The organism is Variovorax sp. GW821-FHT09B05 (assembly GCF_059418265.1).
Genome location: NZ_JBWKPN010000023.1, coordinates 40,284 through 62,318 on the forward strand (window position 1 = coordinate 40,284; position 22,035 = coordinate 62,318).

Genomic DNA, 22,035 nt, shown 5'->3' on the forward strand with positions numbered 1-22,035 from the left:
CCGATGCGTCTCGTCGACTACCTCGACAAGGGCGCCCAGCTGGGCGCCGATGCGCCCTGCCTGACCCTGGGCGAGGCCGACCTCAGCTATGCCCAGGTGCAGCGCATCAGCTGGCGCGTGGCGCGCGGCCTGCAGCGCGCGGGTCTCAAGCCCGGCGACAAGGTGGCCGTCCTCTCGAGCAACGATGCGATGGCCTTCGCCACGGTGTTCGGCATCTCGCGCGCGGGCGGCGTGTGGTGCCCGATCAATCCGCGCAACGAGGCCAGCGAGAACGCCTTCGTGCTCGATGCCTTCGACTGCGCCTGCCTGGTGTTCCACAGCAACTACGCGCCCATGGTCGAGCAGATGCGTTCGCAGCTGCCCAAGCTGCGCGCGCTGGTCTGCCTCGATGCGCGGCAAGCCTTCGCGCCTTCGATGGACGACTGGCTCGAAGGCCTGGACGACGCGCCGCTCGACATCGCGCCGCCCGACGACGTGGCGATGATCGCGGGCACCGGCGGCACCACGGGCCAGCCCAAGGGCGTGATGCTCACGGGCCGCAACCTCGAGGCGATGTCGGCGCTCACGCTGATGGGCTATCCCTTCGAGGGCCGGCCGGCCTACCTCGCGCTCGCGCCGCTCACGCACGCGGCCGGCGTGCTGTGCCTGCCGGTGATGGCGCTCGGCGGCCGCGTGGTCATCATGCCCAAGCCCGACCTCGGCGAGTTCCTCGCGCTGATCGAGCGCCACCGCATCACCCATGCCTTCCTGCCGCCGACGCTGATCTACATGCTGCTGCAGCATCCCGAGCTCGCGGCGACGAAGCGCGATTCGCTGCAGTGCTTCTGGTACGGCGCGGCGCCGATGTCGGCCGCGCGGCTCGAGGAGGCACTCACGAAGATCGGCCCGGTGATGGCCCAGCTCTTCGGCCAGACCGAGGCGCCGATGATGATCTCGATGATGTCGCCGCGCGAGCACTTCAATGCCGACGGCTCGGTGGCTAGGCACCGCCTCGCCTCGGCGGGCCGGCCCGGGCCGCTGGTGCAGGTGGGCGTGATGAACGCCGAGGGCGAGCTGCTGCCCACGGGCGAAAGCGGCGAGATCGTGGTGCGCGGCTCGCTCGTGATGCAGGGCTACTACAAGGACCCGAAGGCCACGCAGGAGGCCTCGCGGTTCGGCTGGCACCACACGGGCGACATCGGCCGGCTCGACGACGACGGTTTCCTCTACATCGTCGATCGCGCCAAGGACATGATCATCTCGGGCGGCTTCAACGTCTATTCGGCCGAGGTCGAGCAGGCGCTGATGCAGCACCCCGACGTGCAGGACAGCGCGGTGATCGGCCTGCCCGACGAGAAGTGGGGCGAGCGCGTGGTGGCCGTGCTGCAGCCACAGGCGGGCCGCAGCATCGATGCCGAGGCGATCAAGGCCTTCGTCAAGGCGCGCATCGGCAGCGTGAAGGCGCCCAAGCAGGTCGAGGTGTGGGCCGACCTGCCGCGCTCGAAGGTCGGCAAGGTGCTCAAGAAGGACGTGCGCACCATCCTGCTCGCGACCTTGACGCGCGAGCCGAGCGAATAGAGGCGGGAGATCGGCGGCACTGCGCCGCCGATCTCCCCGCGATCAGAAGCGCGCCTTGAGCGAGGCCGTCGGCCCCTGCAGGCGGATCTTCAGCCGCGCGTCGGCCGTGCCGCTGTCGCGCGTGATGTCGATGTTGGTCACGTTGTAGGCCAGCACCAGGCCCACGTTCTTGACCGGGAACCACTCCACGCCGGCCGCGGCGTTGTAGATGTTGCCGTGCGAGCTGCCGCCGTTCTTCCACACGCCCGAGGCGTCGGCGAACAGCCGCAGGTCGGGCGTGATCGCGTGGCGCACGCCGATCTCGAGCAGCGGCGCGATCGCATCGCGGCTCGAGCTTTCGTTGAGCGTGCCGAACTGGCCGTTGACCCCGGCGAGCGCGCTCACGCCGAGCTTGATGCGGTAGTAGGCCGCGCCGGCACCGAGGCCCAGCACCGTGTTGCCCGAACCGATCCACCACTTGTACGAGAGCTTGGCGAAATCGACCTGCGTGTCGACGTTGGCATTGCCGAAGGCCGCGATGGTGCCGAGCCCGCCGAGCGAGGTGCCGCCCGAGAGGCCGCCGAAGTAGTCGCGCTTGTAGCGGAAGTAGTCGAACGAGAGGCCTTGCGTGTCGCCGAGCAGCACGTCGGCCGTGATGCGCGGCATGGTCACGCGGCCAGGCTTGATGTCGCCGGTGCGCAGCGAGCCGTAGGGCGTGCCCACCGAGGCGTCGAACTTGGGATCGGCGGCATAGGCGCCGACGGAAAGGCTGAAGCGGTCGAGCGCCGGCGACGGGTCGGCGAGGGCGGGCGTGGCGGCTGCGAGCAGGCCGCCGCCGGCCAGGGCGGCGACGAGGGTGGCGTGGCCGCGGGCGCGCGAACGGAGCAAGGGCATGAAGAAGGTCCTTCGAAGAAGAGGCAAAAAACTGAAACCCTCGGACCTGCGTTCGCTACGCCGCGAGGCCGGTCGGCCTGCGGTGTCGCTCGGGGTTCCGGGGCGCTGCTCCCTGTTGTTGACCCCCAAGTTATTAGGTGCGGCCCACCGCGCGTATGCGTCGAAGCCGTCAGCGCCTGTAGGAGATTCGCCATGCCCGCGTTCGCCTTCAGCCGACGGCGATGTGCCGTGCGCCGGCCTAGGGTGCGGCGCGGTTCGCGCCTCAGCGCCGCGCGATGTCGAGCTGCGTGACCGGCGCGCTGTCGTTGCCCCACGAGCCGCGGATGTAGGTCAGCACGGCCGCGAGGTCGGTGCCGTCGAGCGTCTCGCCGAAGGGCGGCATGCCGTAGGGGCGCGGATTGCCCGCGGTGGTCGGCAGGAAGCCGCCATGGCTCACGACCTGGATCAGGTTGACGGGCCGCGCCATGTTGACGGCGCGGCTGCCCGCGAGCGGCGGGTAGGCGCCCGGCGCGCCCTGGCCCTGGTCGCCATGGCAGTAGGCGCAGCGCTGGTCGTAGATGCGGTTGCCGCGCGCCATCTCGCCGGCATCGCGCCGGTAGGTGGCGGGGCGCGCGGGCTTGGCGTCTGCGGCCTCCTGCGCGACGGCCGGCAGGTCCTTGAGGTAGCTCGCCATCGCCGAGAGATCGGCCTCGGACAGGTGCTGCGTGCTCTCGAACACCACGTCGGCCATCGGGCCCATCACCGAGCCGCGCGGCGCGCTGCCGTTCTTCAGCAGCGCCACCACCTCGGTGGCGGGCCAGCCGGACACGCCGGCCTCGCGCGGATCGGCCAGCGAGGGCGCATACCAGTTCTGCACCGCGATCAGCCCGCCCGACAGGCCGCGCTGCGTCTCGGTGGCGCCGAAGGCATTGCGGCTGCCGTGGCAGGCGATGCAGTGGCCCAGGCCGTCGACCAGGTAGGCGCCGCGGTTCCATTCGGCCGGCTTGCCCGCGTCGGCGACGAAGGTCTGCGGCGTGAAGAACAGCGCGCGCCAGACGCCGAGGGCGGCCTGCGTGTCGTAGGGGAAGCGCAGGCGGTGCGGCCGGTTCGGCGTATCGGCCGCGGGCAGGCTGCGCAGGTAGGCGTAGATCGCGTCGGAGTCCTCGCGCGTGACGCGCGTGAAGCTCGGATAGGGGAAGGCGGGGTAGAGCAGCCGGCCGTCCTTCGAGCGGCCGTTGTGCATCGCGCGCCAGAAGTGCGCGCTGCTCCAGCCGCCGATGCCGTGCTGCGCATCGGGCGTGAGGTTGGTCGAGTGGATGGTGCCGAAGGGCGTCTCGATCGGCAGGCCGCCCGCGTAGGCCTGGCCGCCGCGCGTGGTGTGGCAGCCCGCGCAGTTGCCGGCCAGCGCGAGGTAGCGGCCGCGCTCGATGCGCTGCGGCGTGGCCTCGAAGGCCTCGGCCTGCTCGGGGATGGCGGCTTCGCCGCGCAGGTTGAGCGCGACCACGCCGCCGGCCACGGCGGCCAGCAGCAGCACGAGCACCAGCAGGGTCCAGAACAGGCGTTTGAGCGCGGTCATCGTCGCGGCCTCACTGCATGCCGCCGCAGGCCATCGGCAGCGGCGTGGCCGGCGCGGACGCCGGCTTGGGGTTGGCGGGCATCGGCTGCACCGCGAGCCAGCTCGCGACGGCGTTGATGTCGGCGGTGGTCATGCGACGGCCGATCTCGGCCATGCAGTCGGGCGCGAGCGCATGGCGCTCGTTGGTGAGCCAGGCACCGAGCTGCGAGGAGACGTAGAGGCGCGGCAGTCCCAAGAGGCCCGGGATGGCCGGCTGCACGCCAGTGAGTGCGGCGCCGTGGCAATGCACGCAGGCCGGGATGTTGCGCGTGGCGTCGCCCTCGAGCGCGAGCTGGCGGCCGCGCGCGAGCTGGGCGGGCGGCGCATCGCTGGTCGGCGAGACCGCGGCATAGGGCAGGTCGAGGCCGGCGAAGTAGTCCGCGATCTCCTGCAGGTAGGCGTCGGACATGTGGCGCACCATGTAGTTCATGTCGGTGTTGGAGCGCCGGCCATCGCGGAAGCTGCGCAGCTGGTTGAACAGGTAGCCCGCGGGCTTGCCGGCCAGCCGCGGGAAGAAGGCCGCGTTGCCGGTCGAGCCCTGGCGGCCATGGCAGGCGATGCAGGCGGCCACGCGCTGCTCGATGGTGTCGGGGACGCCGGCCGGTTCGGCCGCGCGCGCGGGCTGCAGGCCAACCAGGCCGAGGGTCACGACGGCCAGTGCCGCCAGCGTGGCGCGCAGCCCGTGGTGCAGTGGTCGCGAAGGAAGTCGCACGTGTCTCATGGCGGAAGGGCGCGGCTGCATCGGCCGCACGTCGTTGCTTCGTGGGAAAACGTCGTCGGGCCCGGCGCGGTGCCCCGGGGACGTCGTGACCATACCAGCGCGCGCACGTTGCGGCGTACGCTGGGACAAAAAGTCCCATCGGGCGCGCCGCACCGCGCAGCGCCGTGGCCACGGCGCTAAGCTGCGCCCCATGTCCACGCTCCACCCCCTGTCCACCACCACCGGTCCGCAGCGCCTGCTGTATGGCGGCATCGTCGGCGTCGCCATTGCGGCGATCCCCTGGCCACTGGGCCTGATGGCGCGCGGGCTGGCCGGCTGGTGCGCGGCCGTGCTGGTCTACCAGGTGCTGACCTGGTGGCTGGCCGACACCTTCGATGCCAAGCGCACGCGCGAGCGCGCGCAGTCGCTGGACCAGCCGAACCTGATGATCCTGGTGTCGATGCTGGTGGTGGTGGGCGCGAGCGTGGTGGCGATCGCGATGCTGCTGCAGCAGGTGAAGCAGTTGAGCGGCATCGAGCGCGCGGTCCACATCGGGCTCGGGCTGGTGGCGCTCGCGGGCTCGTGGCTGATGATGCATTCCATCTACGCCTTCCACTACGCGCACCGCTACTACAACGACGAGAAGCACCGCGGGCCCGACGCGGGCGGGCTGGACTTCCCGGGCAAGGAAGACCCCGACTACTTCGACTTCCTCTACTACGCCTACGTGATCGGCATGACCTCGCAGGTGTCGGACGTGCAGGCCACCTCGCGCGAGATGCGGCGCATCACGCTGATCCACAGTGTGCTGGCCTTCGCCTTCAACATGCTGGTGCTCGCGCTGTCGGTCAACGTGGTGGCCGGCGCGATCTGATCCCGGCTCAGGCCTTGGCGGGGCGGGGCCAGAGCTTCACGAGGCCGGTCGACAGCGCCACGCCGCAGACGATCACCACGGCGCAGGTCAGCATCCACTGCGTGATGGTCTCGCCGAGGAACACGGCGCCGTAGAAGGCCGCGAACACCGGCACCAGGAAGGTCACGGTCAATGCGCGCGCCGGGCCGGCGCGCTCGATCAGCCGGAAGAACAGGATGTAGGCCACGCCGGTGCAGGCGATGCCGAGCGCGAGCAGCGCGAGCCAGGCGCGCGCCCCGGGCATCTGCGCGGGCCAGAGCCAGATCGCGGGCACGGCGAGGAACAGCGAGGCGCCGATCTGGCTGCCGGTGGCGGTGGCCAGCGGCGGCACGCCGGTGAGGAAGCGCCGCGTGGCGCTGGCCGAGATGCCGTAGCACAGGCAGGCCGCGAGGCAGGCCAGCATGGCCCACAACGCCGCGAGGTTGCTGGCGCCGGTGTGCAGGCCGGCACCGCCGCTGGCGAGCATGGCGACGCCGATGAAGCCGATCACCAGGCCGACCAGCCGCGAGCCGTCGGGCCGCTCGCGGAACCAGGCCCAGGCCACCAGCGCGCCGAACATCGGCGTGGCCGCGTTGAGCACGGCCGCCAGGCTGCTGTTGATGCTGAGCACCGCGAAGCTGAACAGCGCGAACGGCAGGCCCGAATTGAAGACGCCGACCGAGAAGCTGGGCTTCCAGTGGCGCGCCAGTGCGGGGCCCTGGCCGCGCAGCAGCGCGATCGGCAGCAGGAACAGCGCGGCGATGCTCACGCGCACGGCCGCGGTCGGCAGCGCGCCGAACTCGGCGGCGCCGATGCGCATGAACAGGAAGGAGGCGCCCCAGAGCGCGCCGAGCAGCACGAGGTCGACGAGCCAGCCCTTGGGCTTGGGTGCGCCGGCGGCGGTGGTGGTGGAGGTGGTCATGCGGTGTTGTCGTTGTGTGTTCTCTTGCGCCCGGCTGCGGATCCGTCTGCAGCCGGGCGTTCCCGGACCGCGAGCCTACCGCACGCCTTCGAGCTCGAGCAGCGCGCTCTTGCGCTCGAGCCCGCCGGCATAGCCGGTCAGCGAGCCGTTGGCGCCGAGCACGCGGTGGCAGGGCACGATCACGCTGATCGGGTTGCGGCCCACGGCCGCGCCCACCGCGCGCACCGCGGCCGGGTTGCCGACGTTTGCGCTCAGCGCGCCGTAGCTGGTGGTGGCGCCCGCGGGGATCGCGAGCAGTGCCTGCCACACGCTCTGCTGGAACGCGGTGCCGTGCGACAGGTCGAGCGGCAGCTCGAAGCGGTCGCGCTTGCCGGCGAAATAGTCGCGCAGCTGTGCGGCCGTTTCGACGAACACCGGGTGGTCGTCGCGCGTCTGCCAGCCCGTGGTGTCGGGCCAGTGGCGCTGCTGGTCGAACCAGACACCGGCCAGGCCGGCGTCGGTGGCGGCCATGGTGATGCCGCCGAGCGGGCTGTCGTAGTGCGAGGTGTAGATGACGGTCTTCTTGAACTTCATGGCTTTTCAGGCGGTGAGGCCTGCCGTGGGAGTGGAAGGGAAGTCCGCGGCGGTGGGCTCGGCGGACGGCGTGGAAGGGACGGGTGCGTGCCAGGCGCGCAGCACCGCATAGCTGCGCCACGGGCGCCAGGCCTGCGAGGCCTCGCTCGCGGCGCGCGCGGTGCTCACACCCAGCGCCTTCTGCAGCGCGACGTCGCCGGCCGGAAAGGCATCGGGCCAGCGCAGCGCGCGCATCGCGATGTACTGCGCGGTCCAGGCGCCGATGCCCGGCAGTTCCTGCAGCGCGGCGATGGTCGAGGGCACGTCGGCGCCCGCGTGCAGCGGCAGCCGGCCCTCGGCCGCGGCGCGCGCCAGCGCATGCAGCGCGGCCTGGCGCTGGCGCACGATGCCGAGCTGGCCCAGCGCATCGCCGCTGGCGGCCGCGATGGCGGCGGGCGTGGGGAACAGGCGGTCGAGCCCGTCGATGGGCGTGACGATCGGTTCGCCGAAGGCCTCGACCAGCCGCGAACCCAGGGTACGTGCCGCGGCCACCGTGATCTGCTGGCCCAGCACCGCGCGCACCGCGAGCTCGAAGCCGTCGACCGTGCCCGGCACGCGCAGCCCGTCGCCATGCGGAAAGGCCTCGTGCAGCGCGGCATTGATGGCCATCGGGTCGGCGTCGATGTCGAGCATGGCGCGGGCGCGGCTGATCACCACCGGCAGCACGGGCGCCAGCGAATCGCTGACCGACAGCAGCATCTGTTCGCGTGCCATGTCGAAGCGCAGCTGCAGCCAGCCGGCGTGCACCTGCGCGCCATGCTGCACGCGCAGCGTGCGCGTCAGCCGCGTGAAGGCCGGAGCCTGGGTGTTCTTGCCCGCCACCGGCACCTTGCCGTCCTCGGCCGTCACGAGCTCGACCCCGCGCAGCGCGCGCCGCGCGAAGAAGCCGAGCATCGCGTTCGGGTCGTAGGGCGGGCGAAAGCCCAGTCGCACCTCGATCGCGCGGCCGTCGCCGCCCTCGGCGCCGCCGGCGCGCCGCAAGGCGCTCGGATTGAGGCCGTAGTGCTCGACGAAGGCCGCGTTGAAGCGGCGCACGCTCGCGAAGCCGCTGGCCAGCGCCACCTGCGTCATCGGCAGGCGGGTGTCGGCGATCAGCTGCTTGGCCGCGAGCAGGCGGCGCGTCTGCAGGTACTGCAGCGGCGAGACGCCGAACTGGGCCTCGAAGATGCGGCGCAGGTGGCGGTCGCTGACGCCGAGCCGGGCCGCGATCTGCGCGGCGCCCGGGCCCTCGTCGGTCCAGGCGTCGGGCTCGTCGATCAGCCGCGCCGCCTGCTGCGCGAGGATGCGCGAGGCATCCTCGGTCGACCAGTTGGCCGTGCCCATGGGGCGCGGCGCCAGCTCGGGCCGGCAGCGCAGGCAGGGGCGGAAGCCCTCGGCCTCGGCCTGCGCCGCATGGCGGAAGAAGCGGCAGTTCTCGCGCCGCGGCAGCTTCACGCGGCAGACCGGGCGGCAGTAGATGCCGGTGGAGGTCACCGCGGTGAAGAACGAGCCGTCGAAGCGCGCGTCGTGCGTCTTCAGCGCCAGGTAGCAGGCATCGCTCTCGAGCACGTCGGGGGAGGCGTTGGCGTTTGTCATGGCTCGAATGTTAAGGTTTCGAGGCGTTTCGACTGGCCGTTTTCGGACATGTGGGTACCCCTGGCGATGCCTACAATCCCCGGGGTCCACGAATCCACAGAGGAATCCTTTTTCATGCAGCTCAGCGCGTCGATCTTCAAGGCCTACGACATTCGCGGCGTGGTGCCCTCCACGCTGAATCCCGAGGTGGCGGAAGCCTTGGGCCGGGCCTTCGGCAGCGCGGCCCGCGCGGCCGGCGAGACCTCCGTGGCCGTGGGGCGCGACGGGCGCCTGTCGGGCCCGGTGCTCTCGCAAGCGCTGATCCGCGGCCTGGTGGCCACCGGCGTCGAGGTGATCGACGTGGGCGCGGTCACCACGCCCATGCTGTATTTCGCGGCCCACACGCTCGCCACCAGCGGCATCCAGGTCACGGGCAGCCACAACCCCAAGGACTACAACGGTTTCAAGATGGTGCTGGCCGGCCGCGCGATCTACGGCGACGAGATCCAGGCACTGCGCAAGACCATGGAAGCAGGCAGCGCGACGCTCGCGCCCGGCGGCAGCGTGCGCGAGGTCGACGTGACCGAGGCCTACGTGCAGCGCATCGTGGGCGACGTGCGGCTCGCGCGGCCGATGAAGATAGTGGTCGATTCGGGCAACGGCATCGCCGGCGCCTCGGCCCCGGCGATCTTCCGCGCGCTGGGCTGCGAGGTGACGGAGCTGTTCAGCGAGGTCGACGGCGACTTCCCGAACCACCACCCTGATCCCAGCAAGCCCGAGAACCTCAAGGACCTGATCGCCGCGCTGCAGCAGGGCGACGCCGAACTGGGCCTGGCCTTCGACGGCGACGGCGACCGGCTGGGCATCGTCACCAAGGACGGCCAGAACATCTTCCCCGACCGCCAGATGCAGCTGTTCGCGCAGGACGTGCTGTCGCGCGTGCCGGGCGGCACCATCGTCTACGACGTGAAGTGCTCGCAGCGCCTGGGCCCGGCCATCGAGGCCGCGGGCGGCAAGCCACTGATCTTCAAGACCGGCCATTCGCTGATCAAGGCGAAGATGAAGGAACTCGATTCGCCGCTGGGCGGCGAGATGAGCGGCCACATCTTCTTCAAGGAGCGCTGGTTCGGCTTCGACGACGGCACCTATGCCGGCTGCCGCATGCTCGAGATCCTCAGCAGGAGCCCGAACGCGAGCGACGTGCTCAACGCGCTGCCCACGAGCTTCTCCACGCCCGAGCTCAACGTGAAGTGCGCCGAGGGCGAGCCGCACGCGGTGGTCGAGCAGCTGCTGAAGGCGGCGAGCTTCGAGGCCCCGGCGCAGGTGTCGACCATCGACGGCCTGCGCGTCGATTGGCCCGACGGCTTCGGCCTGATCCGCGCCTCCAACACCACGCCGGTGCTGGTGCTGCGCTTCGAGGGCCAGACCCAGGCGGCGCTCGAGCGCATCGAGGCCCGCATGCTGGCGCTGCTCAAGACGGTGAAGCCCGACGCCACGCTGGCCGAAGCGGCGCACTAGGACACCGTGCGTTCGCTGCTGCTGCGCCTGTACGGCGCCTTCACCACCCTGGCCCAGCCGCTGGTGCGCCGCAAGCTGCGGCGCCGCGCGGCGGCCGAGCCCGGCTACGCGGTGGCGGTCGAGGAGCGCTTCGGCCACTACGACGCCGCCACCACCGGCCACGCCCAGTGTTGGGTGCACGCGGTCTCGCTCGGCGAGACGCGCGCCGCCGCCATCCTCATCGAGGAACTGCGGCGCCAGTTCCCCGAGATCCCGATCCTGCTCACGCACGGCACCGCCACCGGCCGCGAGGAGGGCGCCAAGCTGCTGCGCGAGGGCGACACGCAGGTCTGGCAGCCCTGGGACACGCCGGGCGCCGTGGCGCGCTTCCTCGACCGCTTCCAGCCGCGCATCGGCGTGCTGATGGAAACCGAGGTCTGGCCCGAGATGGCCGCGGCCTGCGCCGAGCGCCGCATCCCGCTGGTGCTGGCCAATGCGCGGCTCAACGAGAAATCGCTGGCCTCGGCCGAGCGGCTGGGCTGGCTGGCGCGGCCGGCCTATTCGGCGCTGAGCGCGGTCTGGGCCCAGACCGAGGCCGACGCGCACCGGCTGGTGTCGCTGGGCGCCAAGGTCTCGGGCATCTACGGCAACCTCAAGTTCGACGCCACGCCCGACGTGCGGCAGCTGCATGCGGCCGCCAAGCTGCGCGGCACGCTGCCCAAGCCGATCGTGGTGCTGGCCAGTTCGCGCGACGGCGAGGAACGCCTGCTGCTCGAGGTGCTGCGGCGCTTCGGCGCCACCGCGCCGGTGCCGCCCGAGCAGGGCGCGGTCCGCTCGATCTCGAAGCGGGTGCACGACGTGCAGTGGATGATCGTGCCGCGCCATCCGCAGCGCTTCGACGAGGTGGCCGCGCTGATCGAGGTCGAGGGCTTCGCCGTGGCGCGCCGCAGCACGGCGGGCCAGCCGGCCGAGGCCGAGATCTGGCTCGGCGATTCGCTCGGCGAGATGGCGCTGTACTACGGCCTGGCCGACGTCGCGCTGCTCGGCGGCAGCTTCGAGCCCCTGGGCGGCCAGAACCTGATCGAGCCCGCGGCCTGCGGCTGCCCGGTCGTGATGGGGCCGTCGACCTTCAATTTCGCGGAAGCCGCGCAGCTGTCGCTCGCGGCCGGTGCCTCGCTGCGCGTCGAGACCATGGAACAGGCCGTGACCAGCGCGCTCAAGCTGGTCGAGAACCGCGAGCGCCGCGAGGCGATGTCGCAGGCCGCGCAGGCCTTCTCGTCCTCGAACCGCGGCGCGGCCGAGCGCACGGCGGCCGCGGTGCTCACGATCGCGATGGCGGCCGAGCCCGAGGAACCTGTGGAGCCGGCGCTGGCCGACGAGCCGGCGAAGCCGCCGGTTCAGGCTGCGCAGCCGGTGCCGGAAGGCCCGCGCGAGCGCGCGGAGCCCACGCTCGACTAGGGTTTCAGCGCCCCGGGTTCAGCACCGGCGGCGGCGGGGGTGCGACGGGGATCGCGGGCGGCGGCGGATTGAACGGCGCCACCGGCACCGGCGGCACCACCGGCACGCTGGGCCGCGCGGGCGGCACGGCCACCGCGTTCGGATCGGCCGGGGTGGTCGATGGGGCCGGCACCGCGGGCACGCTGCCGTTCTTCGCCAGCGTGGCGTTGATGGCATCCATGTCGGCCACGGTCAGCGTGCCGTTGGCCTGGCGCAGCTTCAGGTTGCCCAGCAGCACGTTGTAGCGCGCCTGCGCGAGGTCGCGCTTGGTCTGGTAGAGCTGGCTCTGCGAATTGAGCACGTCGATGTTGATGCGCACGCCGACCTGGTAGCCCAGGCGGTTGGCGTCGAGCGCGCTCTGGCTCGAGGCCTCGGCGGCCTCGAGCGCCTTGACCTGGCCCGCGCCCGAGACCAGCCCGAGGTAGGCCGCGCGCGTGGCCTGCGCCACGTTGCGGCGCGTGCCGTCGAGCACGCTGCGCGACTGGTCCTCGAGGGCCAGCGTTTCCTTGATACGGTTCTCGGTCGCGAAGCCCGCGAACAGCGGCAGGTTGAAGGTCACGCCCACGGTGGCGGCGTTGATGCGCGTGCCCACGGTGCTGGTGCTGGTGCCGTTCGGGTTGCGCGTGACGTTGTAGCCGAGGTTGGCGTCCAGCGTGGGCTTGTGGCCGGCGCGCGCCTTCTCGATCTCGAGGCCCGCCACGTCGACGCCGAGCTGCGCCTGGCGGATCGCCGGATGCCCGGCGTCGGCCTGCGAGACCCAGGCCTCGATGTCGGCCGGCTGCGCGGTCGGCAGCACCACCGGCACGGCCAGCGGCACCGGCACGCTGCCGGGGCGGCCGACCAGCTGGTCGAGCACGATCTTCTTCACGCGCAGGTCGTTCTCGGCCGCGATCTCCTGCGCCACCACGAGGTCGTAGCGGGCCTGGGCCTCGCGCGAGTCGGTGATGGTGGAGGTGCCGACCTCGAAGTTGCGCTTGGCCGAGGCGAGCTGCTCGGACACGGCCGCCTTCTGCGCGCGCACCAGCGACAGGCTGTCCTGGCTCGCGAGCACGTCGAAATAGGCCTGGCTCACGCGCACGATCAGGTCCTGCTCGGCGATGGTGAACACCGACTGCGCGATCTCGGCCTGGCGCTTGCCCTGCTCCCAGGTGGCCCAGTTGGCGGGCCGGTACAGCGGCTGGGTGGCGTTGATGCCGACGTTCTGCTGCGTGAAGTCGCGCGAGGAACTGCCCTGCTGGTTGCCCGTGATGACGTCGATGTCGAGGTTGTTGCGGTTCACGCCCGCGCTGAGCCCGACGGCCGGCAGGATGCCGGCCCTGGCCTGCGCCGCGCGCGCCACGCTGGCGTCGTACTGGGCGCGCGCGCCCTGGTAGGTGGCATCGAAGCCACGCGCCGATTCGTAGAGTTCGTTCAGTGTCTGGCCCTGGGCCGGCGATGCGAGCAGCGTGGCAAGAAGGCTTGCGATGGCTGCGGAAAGAGGCAGGAGCCGGGGCCTGGGAGGCATTGAAAGTCCTTGGGAGCGGAAGAATCAGTAGCGCGGCACGGCGGGGTCGTGCTGCGCGGACCAGGCGTCGATGCCGCCGGCCACGTTGGCCAGTTGCGCAAAGCCGTTCTGGTGCAGGAAGGCGGCCACGCGCTGGCTGCGGGCGCCGTGGTGGCACAGGCAGGCGATGCGCTGGTTCTCGTCGAGCTCGGACAGGCGCGCGGGGATCTCGTTCATCGGGATCGCCAGCAGTGTGAAGCCCGCCGGGGCGACGCTCGCGGTCTGCAGCTCCCAGGGCTCGCGGACGTCGAGCAGCACGGCGGGTGCGTCGGCGTCCTGTGCAAACCAGGCGGCGAGGTCGGCGGGGCGGACTTGATCGATCATGCGGCCGGCCCGATCAGAACGCGAAGCGCGACGGCTCGGGGAAGTTCAAAAGGCGCGGCGCCACCGTGTCCCAGGGCTGGATCGTGTCCCACTTGCTTTCGCTGCTGCGGGTCACGAAGTGGGCGCGCATCATGGGCTCGTCGCCGACGATCGCGGCCAGGCGGCCGCCGACCTTGAGCGAGCCGAGCAGGTTCTGCGGAATGCGCGCGACCGAGCCGCTGAGCACGATCACGTCGAAGCTCGGGCCGCTGGGCAGCGGCACGGCGCCGTCGGCATGGCGCACCTCGACGTTGGTCACGCCGTTCTGACGCAGGGTCTCGGCGGCGCGGGCGGCCAACTCGGGGTTGATTTCGAGCGACAGCACCTTGGCGGCGCGGGCGCCGAGCAGGGCGGCCATGAAGCCGGAGCCGGTACCGATCTCGAGCACCGATTCGTGCTTCTGCACGTGCAGGTCCTGCAGCGTGCGCGCCTCGACCTTGGGCGACAGCATGAATTCGCCGGGCACCGAGCCGTCGAGCAGCGGCAGCTCCATGTCGAAGAAGGACAGCGCGCGGTGCGCCTCGGGCACGTAGTCCTCGCGGCGGATCACCGCCAGCAGGTCGAGGATTTCCAGGTCCAGCACATCCCAGGGGCGGATCTGCTGTTCGATCATGTTGAAGCGCAAGCGCTCGAGGGTGGGGGCGGTGCTCATGGGTTTTCCTTCTGGGGGCGGGTCAGGACAAACCTTCAATTTTAGGCGGCACCCGACGGGCCAGCGGCTTCGTCGGGTTCCGCCTGCGCCCGCGGCTGGGTGCTGAGGCCGTAGAGCACCACGTCGGCCTGCATCTCGATGTACTTGAGCGGGTCGAAGTTGTCGCCCTCGTCGACGCACAGGTTGGCCGAGTGCTTCCAGAGCATCAGGAAGATCATCGGCGCGACCACCGAGTAGATGGTGTGGTCGACGTCGACCGGCCGGAACTCGCCGCGGTCGATGCCGCGCTGGATGATGCGCCGAAGCAACGCATGGCCCGGCCGCACTACCTCCTGGCGGTAGAAGTCCGCCAGCTCGGGGAAGTTGGCGCCTTCGCTCATCATCAGCTTGGTGAGGCCCGAGGCCTGGGTCAGGCCCACGCGCTCCCACCACACGCGCATGCAGTAGCGCAGCATCTGGGCCGTGGTGCCCTCGAAGGTCTCGAATTCCTGGTTCCACTCGGTGAAGCGGCCGCCGAGGTTCTCGACCACCACGGCCTTGAACAGCTCTTCCTTGCTCGGGAAATAGAGGAACAGCGTGCCCTTGGAGACGCCGGCACGCACCGCCACTTCTTCCGAGCGGGTGGCGGCATAGCCCTTCTCGACGAACAGATCGAGCGCCGCCGCCAGCAGTTCGCCGGGGCGCGCCTCCTTGCGCCGCTCGCGCTTGGCGCGGACCGGGCAGATCTTGTCGGCAAGGAATCGGGGAGTGGGCATTGTTTAATGACTCGCGGGTTAGTAATGTAGTGAGCCGCATCGAATGCGTCAAGCCGCGACAATATCGGGTTCCCTTGTCAGTCCGTTCCTGGAGTCCCCCATGACCTCTTCGCCTTCCACCACCGAAACCATCGTGCTCGGCGGCGGCTGCTTCTGGTGCACCGAGGCGGTGTTCGACCGCGTGCAGGGGGTGGTCGACGTGGAATCGGGCTATTCGAACGGCCAGACGGTCAATCCCAGCTACGAGCAGGTCTGCACCGGCCGCACCGGCCACAACGAGGTGGTGAAGCTGACCTTCGATCCGGCGCAGATCGCCCTGCGCGAGATCCTCGAGATCTTCTTCGTGGTGCACGATCCCACGACGCTCAACCGCCAGGGCAACGATGTCGGCACCCAGTACCGCAGCGGCATCTACTACACGACCGAGGCGCAGAAGCAGGTGGCCGACGACGTCATCCGCGAGATCGAGGCCGGCAAAACCTATACCTCACCGGTGGTGACCGAGGTCAAGCCGCTCGACAACTACTCGACCGCCGAGGCCTACCACCAGGACTACTTCCTGAACCACCCGAACCAGGGCTACTGCGCCTTCGTCGTGGGACCGAAGGTCGAGAAGTTCCAGAAGACCTTCGCCGCGCGCGTCAAGGCCTGATCCTCTTTCCGCCGCGCCCGTGCACCTCGCCCTTTCGTCCGGCCCGACCCGCTCGCAGCGCGCGCTCGTCTTCGCGCTGGCGATCGCGCTGTGGCTCGCGGGCACGCTCGGGCTGATGCACCGTTCGCTGCATGCGCCGGGCCTGCCCGCGGCGGCCGCGGCCGCGCACGTGGACCACGACCACGCCGGGCACGACCATGCCGCGCACGGCCTGGCGAGCCTGTTCGGCGAGCACACCGATGCCGAGTGCCGGCTGTACGACCAGCTCTCGCACGGCTCCAGCGCACCGGGCGTGCCGCTGGTGGTGCTGCCGATGCTGCTGCCGACGGCCACCTTCGCCTACCTGCAGGGCGAGGTGCTCGCCCGCTGGGTCGCGCTGTTCGACGCGCGCGGCCCGCCTTCCTCTCGCTGAATCCCCCTTGTGTTCCGGCTCGCCGCACCCGTTCGCCACGGGTGGCGGCGGGCCGCCCATCGATTCAACGAGTGTCCATTCATGATTCCCCATTTCCGTCGCAATGCCATCGGCGTTGCCGTTCTTTCCCTGCTGTCGCTGGCAGCCGTCGCGCAGGAGCTCGCCGCGCCGGCGCCTGCCGCCGATGCTTCCGCGGGCGCGCTGCCCGCCACCGGTGCCCTGCCGGCGGTGACGGTGGAGGCGCAGTCCGAGCGCCTCAAGAAGGCGCGCATGGAGCTGTCGCCCGCGGTCGGCGCCACGGTCTACCGCATCGACCGCTCGGCCATCGACGCGCTCGGCAAGGGCGACGCCACGCCGCTGGACGACGTGCTGCTGACCCTGCCGGGCGTCGCCAAGGATTCCAAGGCCTCCGGCTCGCTGCACGTGCGCGACGACCACGGCAACGTGCAGTACCGCGTCAACGGCGTGCAACTGCCCGAAGGCATCTCGGGCTTCGGTCAGTCGCTCGACACGCGCTACATCGACTCGGTCGATTTCCTCACCGGCGCCTTGCCCGCGCAGTACGGCCTGCGCACCGCCGGCATCGTCGACATCCAGACCAAGCAGGGCCTCGGCAAGCCCAGCGGCTCGCTCGGCTTCACCTTCGGCAGCCACAACACGCTGGAAGAGAACGCGTCGTTCTACGGCACGAGCGGCAACCTGAGCTACTACCTGTCGGGCAGCCTAGTGTCCAACACCAGCGGCATCGAGAACCCGCAGCCCACGCTCAACGCGCAGAACGACCGCACGCGCCAGGGCAAGACCTTCGGCACCCTGTCGTACTACCTCGACGCCGACACGCGGCTGGGCCTGATGTTCGGCACCTACAACGGCAAGTTCCAGATCCCGACCAATCCCGGCCAGGCCCCGGCCTTCTCGCTCGCCGGCTTCAGCGACCTGGGCTCGGGCTTCAACGCGCTGCCGTCGTCCGACGTGCGCGAGCGGCAGACCGAGGCCACGCGCTTCGTCGCGCTGTCGTTCCAGAAGACCCTCGGCGCGCTCGACTTCCAGGTCTCGGCCTTCCACCAGTACTCGAACCTGCACTACCTGCCGGACCCCGTGGGCGACCTGGTCTACAACGGCGTGGCCTCGGACACTCTGCGCTCGAATTCGTCCAACGGCCTCCAGGCCGATGCCTCGTACAAGCTCGGCAGCGCGCACACGCTGCGCTTCGGCGGCGCCTACACGCGGCAGACCACGCGCAGCATCAATGCGGTGAACGTGTTCCCGGTCGACGACAGCGGCGCGCAGGCCGGCGACACGCCCGTGCTGATCAACGACAACTCCGGCAAGGTCGGCCAGCTCGCCAGCCTCTATCTGCAGGACGAGTGGCGCATCGACCCGAAGCTCACGCTCAACTACGGCCTGCGCTACGACAGCGTCGATGCCTTCACCAAGGAGCACCAGTGGAGCCCGCGGCTGAACCTCGCGTACAAGCTGTCGGACGACACGGCGCTGCACGCGGGTTACGCGCGCTACTTCACGCCACCGCCGCAGGAGCTGGCATCGCAGCAGAGCATCAACCTCTACGCGGGCACCACCAACCAGCCGGAGATCGCGGTCTCCGATCCAGTGAAGGCCGAGCGCACCCACTACTTCGACCTGGGCGTGGACCACAAGCTGAGCCCGAACCTGTCGCTGTCGGCCGACGTCTACTACAAGAACATCACGAACCTGGTCGACGAAGGCCAGTTCGGCCAGGCGCTGATCCTGTCGCCGTTCAACTACGCCGACGGCTTCGCGCGCGGCGTGGAGCTGTCGGCGCGCTACAACGACGAGCACTGGTCGGCCTACGCGAACCTGGCCCACCAGAAGGCGATGGGCAGGAACATCGTGTCGAGCCAGTCGCTGTTCGGCGCCGACGAGCTGGGCTACATCGCCAACCACGACGTGTACCTGGACCATGACCAGACCTGGACGGCCTCGGCCGGCGCCAGCTACCGCTTCGGCGACGACCAGATCAGCGGCGACGTGATCTTCGGCAGCGGCCTGCGCCGCACGCCCGACGGCGGCGCGCCCAACAGCGCCGCGCTGCCGAACTACACGGTGGTCAACGCCGCCTACGCCCACACCTGGAAGTACGCCTCGGGCGGCGACGTGGTCGGCCGCATCGCGATCCTGAACCTGTTCGACAAGAGCTACCTGTTGCGCGATGGCACCGGCGTTGGCGTGGGCGCGCCGCAATACGGCACGCGGCGCAGCGTCTACATGAGCATGACCACGCACTTCTGATGAAGCATTCGAGGCTGTCGCGCGCCGTCGTTCTCACGCTGCTGCTCGCGGTGTGGGCGGCGTCGACCCTCGGGCTCGTGCATGCCACGCTGCACGTGCCGGGCGACTGGACCCGCACCGTGGAGGCCCGGCGCACGGCCATGGCCGCCGGCGCGACGCAGGGCGTGCATGAAGCGCGGGCGCATGCTTCCGCCGCACGGCACGGCTGGCTGCATGCGCTGTTCGGCGATCGCACCGACGCCGAGTGCCGGCTGTACGACCGGCTCGCGCACGGCTCCGGCGCCCTGGGCGTGCCGCTGGTGCTGCTGCCGATGCAGCTGCCAGCGGCGAGCTTCGCCTACCTGCAGGGCGAGGCCGTCGTGCGCTGGCTCGCGCCGTTCGAGGCGCGCGGCCCGCCTTCGGCTCGCTGAATTTCCTGTTTCCGATTCGCCGCCACCCGTCGCGCACGGGTGGCTGGCGGTCGCTCATCGATTCAACGAGTTTTCATCATGACCCCCCAATTCCGTCGCAACGCCATCGGCGCTGCCGTCCTCTCGCTCGCCTCGGCCGCAGGCCTGGCCCAGACCGCACCCGCCGATCCCTCGCCGAACCCGCAACCCACCACCAGCCTGCGCGAGATCACCGTCACCGGCAACCCGCTGGGCGCCAGCGACCTGATCGCGCCCACCACCACGCTCTCGGGCGACGAACTGCTGCTGCGCTCGCAGTCCACGCTGGGCCAGACGCTGGACAACATCCCCGGCGTCAGCAGCACCTACTTCGGCCCCAATGCCAGCCGGCCGATCATCCGCGGCCAGGACGGCGACCGCATCCGCATCCTGCAGAACGGCGGCGGCGCGCCCGACGCCTCGGCGCTGAGCTACGACCACGCGGTGCCGGTCGACGCGCTGGTCACCGAGCGCGTCGAGGTGCTGCGCGGCCCGTCGGCGCTGCAGTACGGCGGCAGCGCGGTTGGCGGCGTGGTGAACCTGATCGACAACCGCATCCCGAGCGAGCCGATCGAGGGCTTCGGCGGCCGCGCCGACCTCGGCTATGCCACCGGCAACCGCGAGAAGAACGGCGCCGTGATGCTCGAGGGCGGCAACGGCCGCTTCGCGCTGCATGCCGATGCCTTCAAGCGCGATTCGAGCGACGTCTCGGCGCCGATCGACCTGAACTGCGAGAAGCCCGGCTCGCCCTGGCGCGCGCGCAAGATCTGCAACTCCGCCAACGAGGCGCACGGCGGCGCGATCGGCGGCACGCTGTTCTTCGACCGGGGCTGGATCGGCGCCTCGGCGAGCACCTACCGCAGCAACTACGGCACCGTGGCCGAGGACGACGTGACCATCGCGATGAAGTCCGATCGCTACGCGATCGAGGGCGAATGGCGCCCGGGCGGCATCATCCGCAGCGTCCACGCCAAGCTCAGCCACACCAACTACCGCCACACCGAGTTCGAGGGCGCCGAGGCCGGCACCACCTTCTCGAACATGAGCAACGACCTGCGCGTCGAGGTGCGGCACGAGAAGATCGGGCCGCTGGAAGGCCTGATGGGCTTCAGCGCCGAGACCAACCGCTTCGCCGCCGACGGCGAGGAAGCCTTCGCGCCGCACAGCCGCACGCGTTCGCGCGCGCTGTTCCTCTACGAGGAGATGGGCACTTCGTGGGGCAAGCTGAGCTTCGGCGCGCGCACCGAGCGCGTCACCGTGCGCTCGCTCGGCTATCCCGACGATCCGAGCATCAACCGCTTCGCGATCGGCGAGCGCACCTTCAACCCGAACAGCGCCGCCTTCGGCGCCCTGGTCAACCTCGCGCCGCAGTGGCAGCTGACCTCGAACATCGCCTACACCGAGCGCGCGCCCAAGGACTACGAGCTGCTGGCCAACGGCCCGCACGTGGCCACGGCCGCGTGGGAGGTTGGCAACCCGAACCTCAGCAAGGAGCAGTCGACCGGCTTCGACCTCGGCGCGCAATGGAAGTCGGGACCGAACACGGCGCGCGTCAACGCCTACGTCACGCGCTTTCGCAACTACATCGGCCTGACCGCCTCGGGCCGCACGCTCGACGAGGAAGGCCAGGTCGTGACCGACCCCGAGGTCACCGACACGCTGGCCGAGTACCTCTACAACGGCGTGCGCGCGCGCTTCACCGGCATCGAGGCCAGCGGCAACCTGCGCCTGCTGGGCAGCGACGGCTTCGCGCGCATGGCCGATGCCGGCACGCTCGACCTCGAGTGGCGCGGCGACCTGGTGCGCGCGAAGAACACCGACACCGGCGAGCCGCTGCCGCGCATCGCGCCGGTGCGCGTGGGCGCCACGCTGGTCTACGGCAACGGCCCGTGGAGCGGCCGCGTCGGCTTCGACTACAACGCCGCGCAGCACCGCGTGCCGGGCGTCGGCGCGCGCGAGACCGATGCCTACACGCTGTGGAACGCCTCGATCGCCTACCGCATGAAGGTGCAGCGCGCCAACCTCACCTGGTATGCGCGCGTCGACAACATCGGCAACAAGCTGGCCTACAGCGCGACCTCGATCCTGACGACGACGGTGTACCCGGCCGCGCCGCTGCCGGGGCGGTCGCTGAAGGTGGGCGTGCGCGTGACCTTCTGACCGGACGGGGCCTCCTTCCCCCGGCGGGGGAGGGAGGCGGGCGCGAACGCTCGGCTATCCTCGACCGGTGAATTCGTTCGTCATCTCCTCCCTCCTGCCCGTCGTGCTGCTGATCGCGGCGGGCTACCTGGCCGGGAGGCGCCGCTGGATCGGCGGCCCCGCGGTCAAGGACCTCTCCAACCTGATCTTCCTGCTGCTCGCGCCGGCGCTGCTGTTCCGCGCGATGAGCGGCGTGCACGTCGAGGAACTGCGCTTCAAGCCGGTGGCCGCCTACTTCATCGCCTCGGGGCTGCTGTTCGCGGCCACCTTGGCGCTGCGCGGCTTCAACCGCACGGGCGCGGTGCTCGCGCTCGCCAACACCTACAGCAACACCGTGATGATCGGCATCGTGCTGGTCGGCCTGGCCTATGGCGAGGCCGGCATGGTGGTGCTGCTGACCTTGATCTCGCTGCATTCGCTGGTGCTCATGACCAGCGCCACCGTGGTGCTCGAGCTCGCGGTGGCGCGCGAGCACGCGGTGGTCGGCGGCGCCGAGAAGCGCTCGATGCTGCGCACCGTGCTGCGGGCGCTGCGCAACGCCATCATCCATCCGGTGCCGCTGCCGATCATCGCGGGCCTGCTGTTCGCGCAGAGCGGCTGGGTCATGCCGCAGCCGGTCGACCGCACCATCGAGCTGCTGGGCCAAGCCTTCGGCCCGGTGGCGCTGGTGATGGTGGGCATCACGCTGGCGCTCACGCCGGTGGGGCGCCACTGGCGCAGCGCCATGGTGCAGGCCGGCGTCAAGAACCTGCTGCATCCGCTGCTGGTGGCGATCATCGGCTGGGCGCTCGGCGTGCGCGGCATTCCGCTCACGGTGATGGTGGTCGCGGCCGCGCTGCCGATCGGCGCCAACGTGTTCCTGTTCTCGCAGCGCTACCGCAGCGCCGAGGACCTGGTGACCGCCAGCGTCGCGGTCTCCACGCTGCTGGCGCTGGTCACGCTCACGCTGGTGATGCTCTGGGTGCAGTGGTTGCCCTGACACCGGCCGCGGGCCACGCGAAACCGTAGCCTTTCGATCTCCTCCGCGTCCCACGCCCCCTATGCCGTTCGGCAGGGTGGCCG

Annotated in this window: 20 protein-coding genes; 10 read left to right on the forward strand and 10 right to left on the reverse strand. The window is 70.6% G+C overall.

Annotated elements, in window-relative coordinates; all coding sequences use genetic code 11:
• The first annotated feature begins 3 nt into the window (after positions 1 to 3).
• Positions 4 to 1,557 carry an acyl-CoA synthetase gene (locus AC07RM_RS37310; RefSeq protein ID WP_495337689.1) on the forward strand — a complete coding sequence of 518 codons (1,554 nt, stop codon included), beginning with the start codon at positions 4 to 6 and terminating at the stop codon, positions 1,555 to 1,557.
• A gap of 42 nt (positions 1,558 to 1,599) precedes the next feature.
• Here the strand turns inward: AC07RM_RS37310 and AC07RM_RS37315 are convergent, their stop codons facing one another.
• The 3 genes from AC07RM_RS37315 to AC07RM_RS37325 form a co-directional block, all read right to left on the reverse strand.
• Positions 1,600 to 2,430 carry a hypothetical protein gene (locus tag AC07RM_RS37315; protein WP_296791078.1) on the reverse strand — a complete coding sequence of 277 codons (831 nt, stop codon included), beginning with the start codon at positions 2,428 to 2,430 and terminating at the stop codon, positions 1,600 to 1,602.
• Between the two features lie 262 nt (positions 2,431 to 2,692).
• Positions 2,693 to 3,985: a c-type cytochrome gene (locus AC07RM_RS37320; RefSeq protein ID WP_495337690.1), complete on the reverse strand. Its 1,293-nt coding sequence runs from the start codon at positions 3,983 to 3,985 to the stop codon at positions 2,693 to 2,695.
• A gap of 10 nt (positions 3,986 to 3,995) precedes the next feature.
• Positions 3,996 to 4,745 carry a c-type cytochrome gene (locus AC07RM_RS37325; RefSeq protein WP_495337691.1) on the reverse strand — a complete coding sequence of 250 codons (750 nt, stop codon included), beginning with the start codon at positions 4,743 to 4,745 and terminating at the stop codon, positions 3,996 to 3,998.
• Positions 4,746 to 4,935: 190 nt separating this feature from the next.
• Here AC07RM_RS37325 and AC07RM_RS37330 point away from each other — a divergent pair, with 190 nt between their 5' ends.
• Positions 4,936 to 5,598 carry a DUF1345 domain-containing protein gene (locus AC07RM_RS37330; RefSeq protein WP_093340126.1) on the forward strand — a complete coding sequence of 221 codons (663 nt, stop codon included), beginning with the start codon at positions 4,936 to 4,938 and terminating at the stop codon, positions 5,596 to 5,598.
• 7 nt (positions 5,599 to 5,605) lie between these two features.
• On the opposite strand, the gene AC07RM_RS37335 is transcribed toward AC07RM_RS37330, so the two are convergent.
• From AC07RM_RS37335 to AC07RM_RS37345, 3 genes are all read right to left on the reverse strand, one after another.
• Positions 5,606 to 6,538 carry a DMT family transporter gene (locus tag AC07RM_RS37335; RefSeq protein ID WP_296781298.1) on the reverse strand — a complete coding sequence of 311 codons (933 nt, stop codon included), beginning with the start codon at positions 6,536 to 6,538 and terminating at the stop codon, positions 5,606 to 5,608.
• A gap of 75 nt (positions 6,539 to 6,613) precedes the next feature.
• Positions 6,614 to 7,111, reverse strand: coding sequence for a methylated-DNA--[protein]-cysteine S-methyltransferase (locus tag AC07RM_RS37340; RefSeq protein ID WP_093340123.1), 498 nt, complete (start codon positions 7,109 to 7,111; stop codon positions 6,614 to 6,616).
• Between the two features lie 6 nt (positions 7,112 to 7,117).
• Positions 7,118 to 8,725 (reverse strand): DNA-3-methyladenine glycosylase 2 family protein, encoded by a 1,608-nt coding sequence (locus tag AC07RM_RS37345; RefSeq protein ID WP_495337692.1) that lies wholly within the window; start codon positions 8,723 to 8,725, stop codon positions 7,118 to 7,120.
• A gap of 114 nt (positions 8,726 to 8,839) precedes the next feature.
• Here AC07RM_RS37345 and AC07RM_RS37350 point away from each other — a divergent pair, with 114 nt between their 5' ends.
• Both AC07RM_RS37350 and AC07RM_RS37355 read left to right on the forward strand, forming a co-directional pair.
• Positions 8,840 to 10,222, forward strand: coding sequence for a phosphomannomutase/phosphoglucomutase (locus tag AC07RM_RS37350; protein ID WP_495337693.1), 1,383 nt, complete (start codon positions 8,840 to 8,842; stop codon positions 10,220 to 10,222).
• Positions 10,223 to 10,228: 6 nt separating this feature from the next.
• Positions 10,229 to 11,659, forward strand: coding sequence for a 3-deoxy-D-manno-octulosonic acid transferase (locus tag AC07RM_RS37355; protein ID WP_495337694.1), 1,431 nt, complete (start codon positions 10,229 to 10,231; stop codon positions 11,657 to 11,659).
• Between the two features lie 4 nt (positions 11,660 to 11,663).
• Here the strand turns inward: AC07RM_RS37355 and AC07RM_RS37360 are convergent, their stop codons facing one another.
• The 4 genes from AC07RM_RS37360 to AC07RM_RS37375 are packed head-to-tail and all read right to left on the reverse strand — an operon-like array spanning position 11,664 to position 15,011.
• On the reverse strand, positions 11,664 to 13,202 hold the full coding sequence (locus tag AC07RM_RS37360; protein ID WP_093340118.1) for a TolC family outer membrane protein: 1,539 nt from the start codon (positions 13,200 to 13,202) through the stop codon (positions 11,664 to 11,666).
• A gap of 24 nt (positions 13,203 to 13,226) precedes the next feature.
• Complete coding sequence (locus tag AC07RM_RS37365) at positions 13,227 to 13,565, reverse strand: rhodanese-like domain-containing protein (RefSeq protein WP_057596286.1); 339 nt, start codon at positions 13,563 to 13,565, stop codon at positions 13,227 to 13,229.
• A 13-nt stretch (positions 13,566 to 13,578) separates the two neighbouring features.
• A complete protein-coding gene (locus tag AC07RM_RS37370) occupies positions 13,579 to 14,256 on the reverse strand; it encodes a protein-L-isoaspartate O-methyltransferase family protein (RefSeq protein WP_093340116.1) in 678 nt (225 codons plus the stop codon).
• 41 nt (positions 14,257 to 14,297) lie between these two features.
• Positions 14,298 to 15,011 carry a TetR/AcrR family transcriptional regulator gene (locus AC07RM_RS37375; protein WP_093340115.1) on the reverse strand — a complete coding sequence of 238 codons (714 nt, stop codon included), beginning with the start codon at positions 15,009 to 15,011 and terminating at the stop codon, positions 14,298 to 14,300.
• Positions 15,012 to 15,111: 100 nt separating this feature from the next.
• Between AC07RM_RS37375 and msrA the strand changes: the two genes are divergently transcribed.
• The 6 genes from msrA to AC07RM_RS37405 all read left to right on the forward strand — a co-directional run bounded on the left by msrA (position 15,112) and on the right by AC07RM_RS37405 (position 21,952).
• On the forward strand, positions 15,112 to 15,663 hold the full coding sequence (msrA, locus tag AC07RM_RS37380; protein ID WP_495337695.1) for a peptide-methionine (S)-S-oxide reductase MsrA: 552 nt from the start codon (positions 15,112 to 15,114) through the stop codon (positions 15,661 to 15,663).
• 19 nt (positions 15,664 to 15,682) lie between these two features.
• Positions 15,683 to 16,075 carry a hypothetical protein gene (locus AC07RM_RS37385; RefSeq protein WP_296781304.1) on the forward strand — a complete coding sequence of 131 codons (393 nt, stop codon included), beginning with the start codon at positions 15,683 to 15,685 and terminating at the stop codon, positions 16,073 to 16,075.
• An 81-nt stretch (positions 16,076 to 16,156) separates the two neighbouring features.
• The gene (locus AC07RM_RS37390) at positions 16,157 to 18,346 is read left to right on the forward strand and encodes a TonB-dependent receptor (RefSeq protein WP_495337696.1); all 2,190 of its coding nucleotides are present in this window, start codon (positions 16,157 to 16,159) and stop codon (positions 18,344 to 18,346) included.
• Complete coding sequence (locus AC07RM_RS37395; protein ID WP_495337697.1) at positions 18,346 to 18,756, forward strand: hypothetical protein; 411 nt, start codon at positions 18,346 to 18,348, stop codon at positions 18,754 to 18,756. Before AC07RM_RS37390 ends, AC07RM_RS37395 begins: the two co-directional genes overlap by 1 nt.
• A gap of 78 nt (positions 18,757 to 18,834) precedes the next feature.
• Positions 18,835 to 20,934, forward strand: coding sequence for a TonB-dependent receptor (locus AC07RM_RS37400; protein ID WP_495337698.1), 2,100 nt, complete (start codon positions 18,835 to 18,837; stop codon positions 20,932 to 20,934).
• Between the two features lie 67 nt (positions 20,935 to 21,001).
• Positions 21,002 to 21,952: an AEC family transporter gene (locus AC07RM_RS37405; protein WP_093340103.1), complete on the forward strand. Its 951-nt coding sequence runs from the start codon at positions 21,002 to 21,004 to the stop codon at positions 21,950 to 21,952.
• Positions 21,953 to 22,035: the final 83 nt, after the last annotated feature.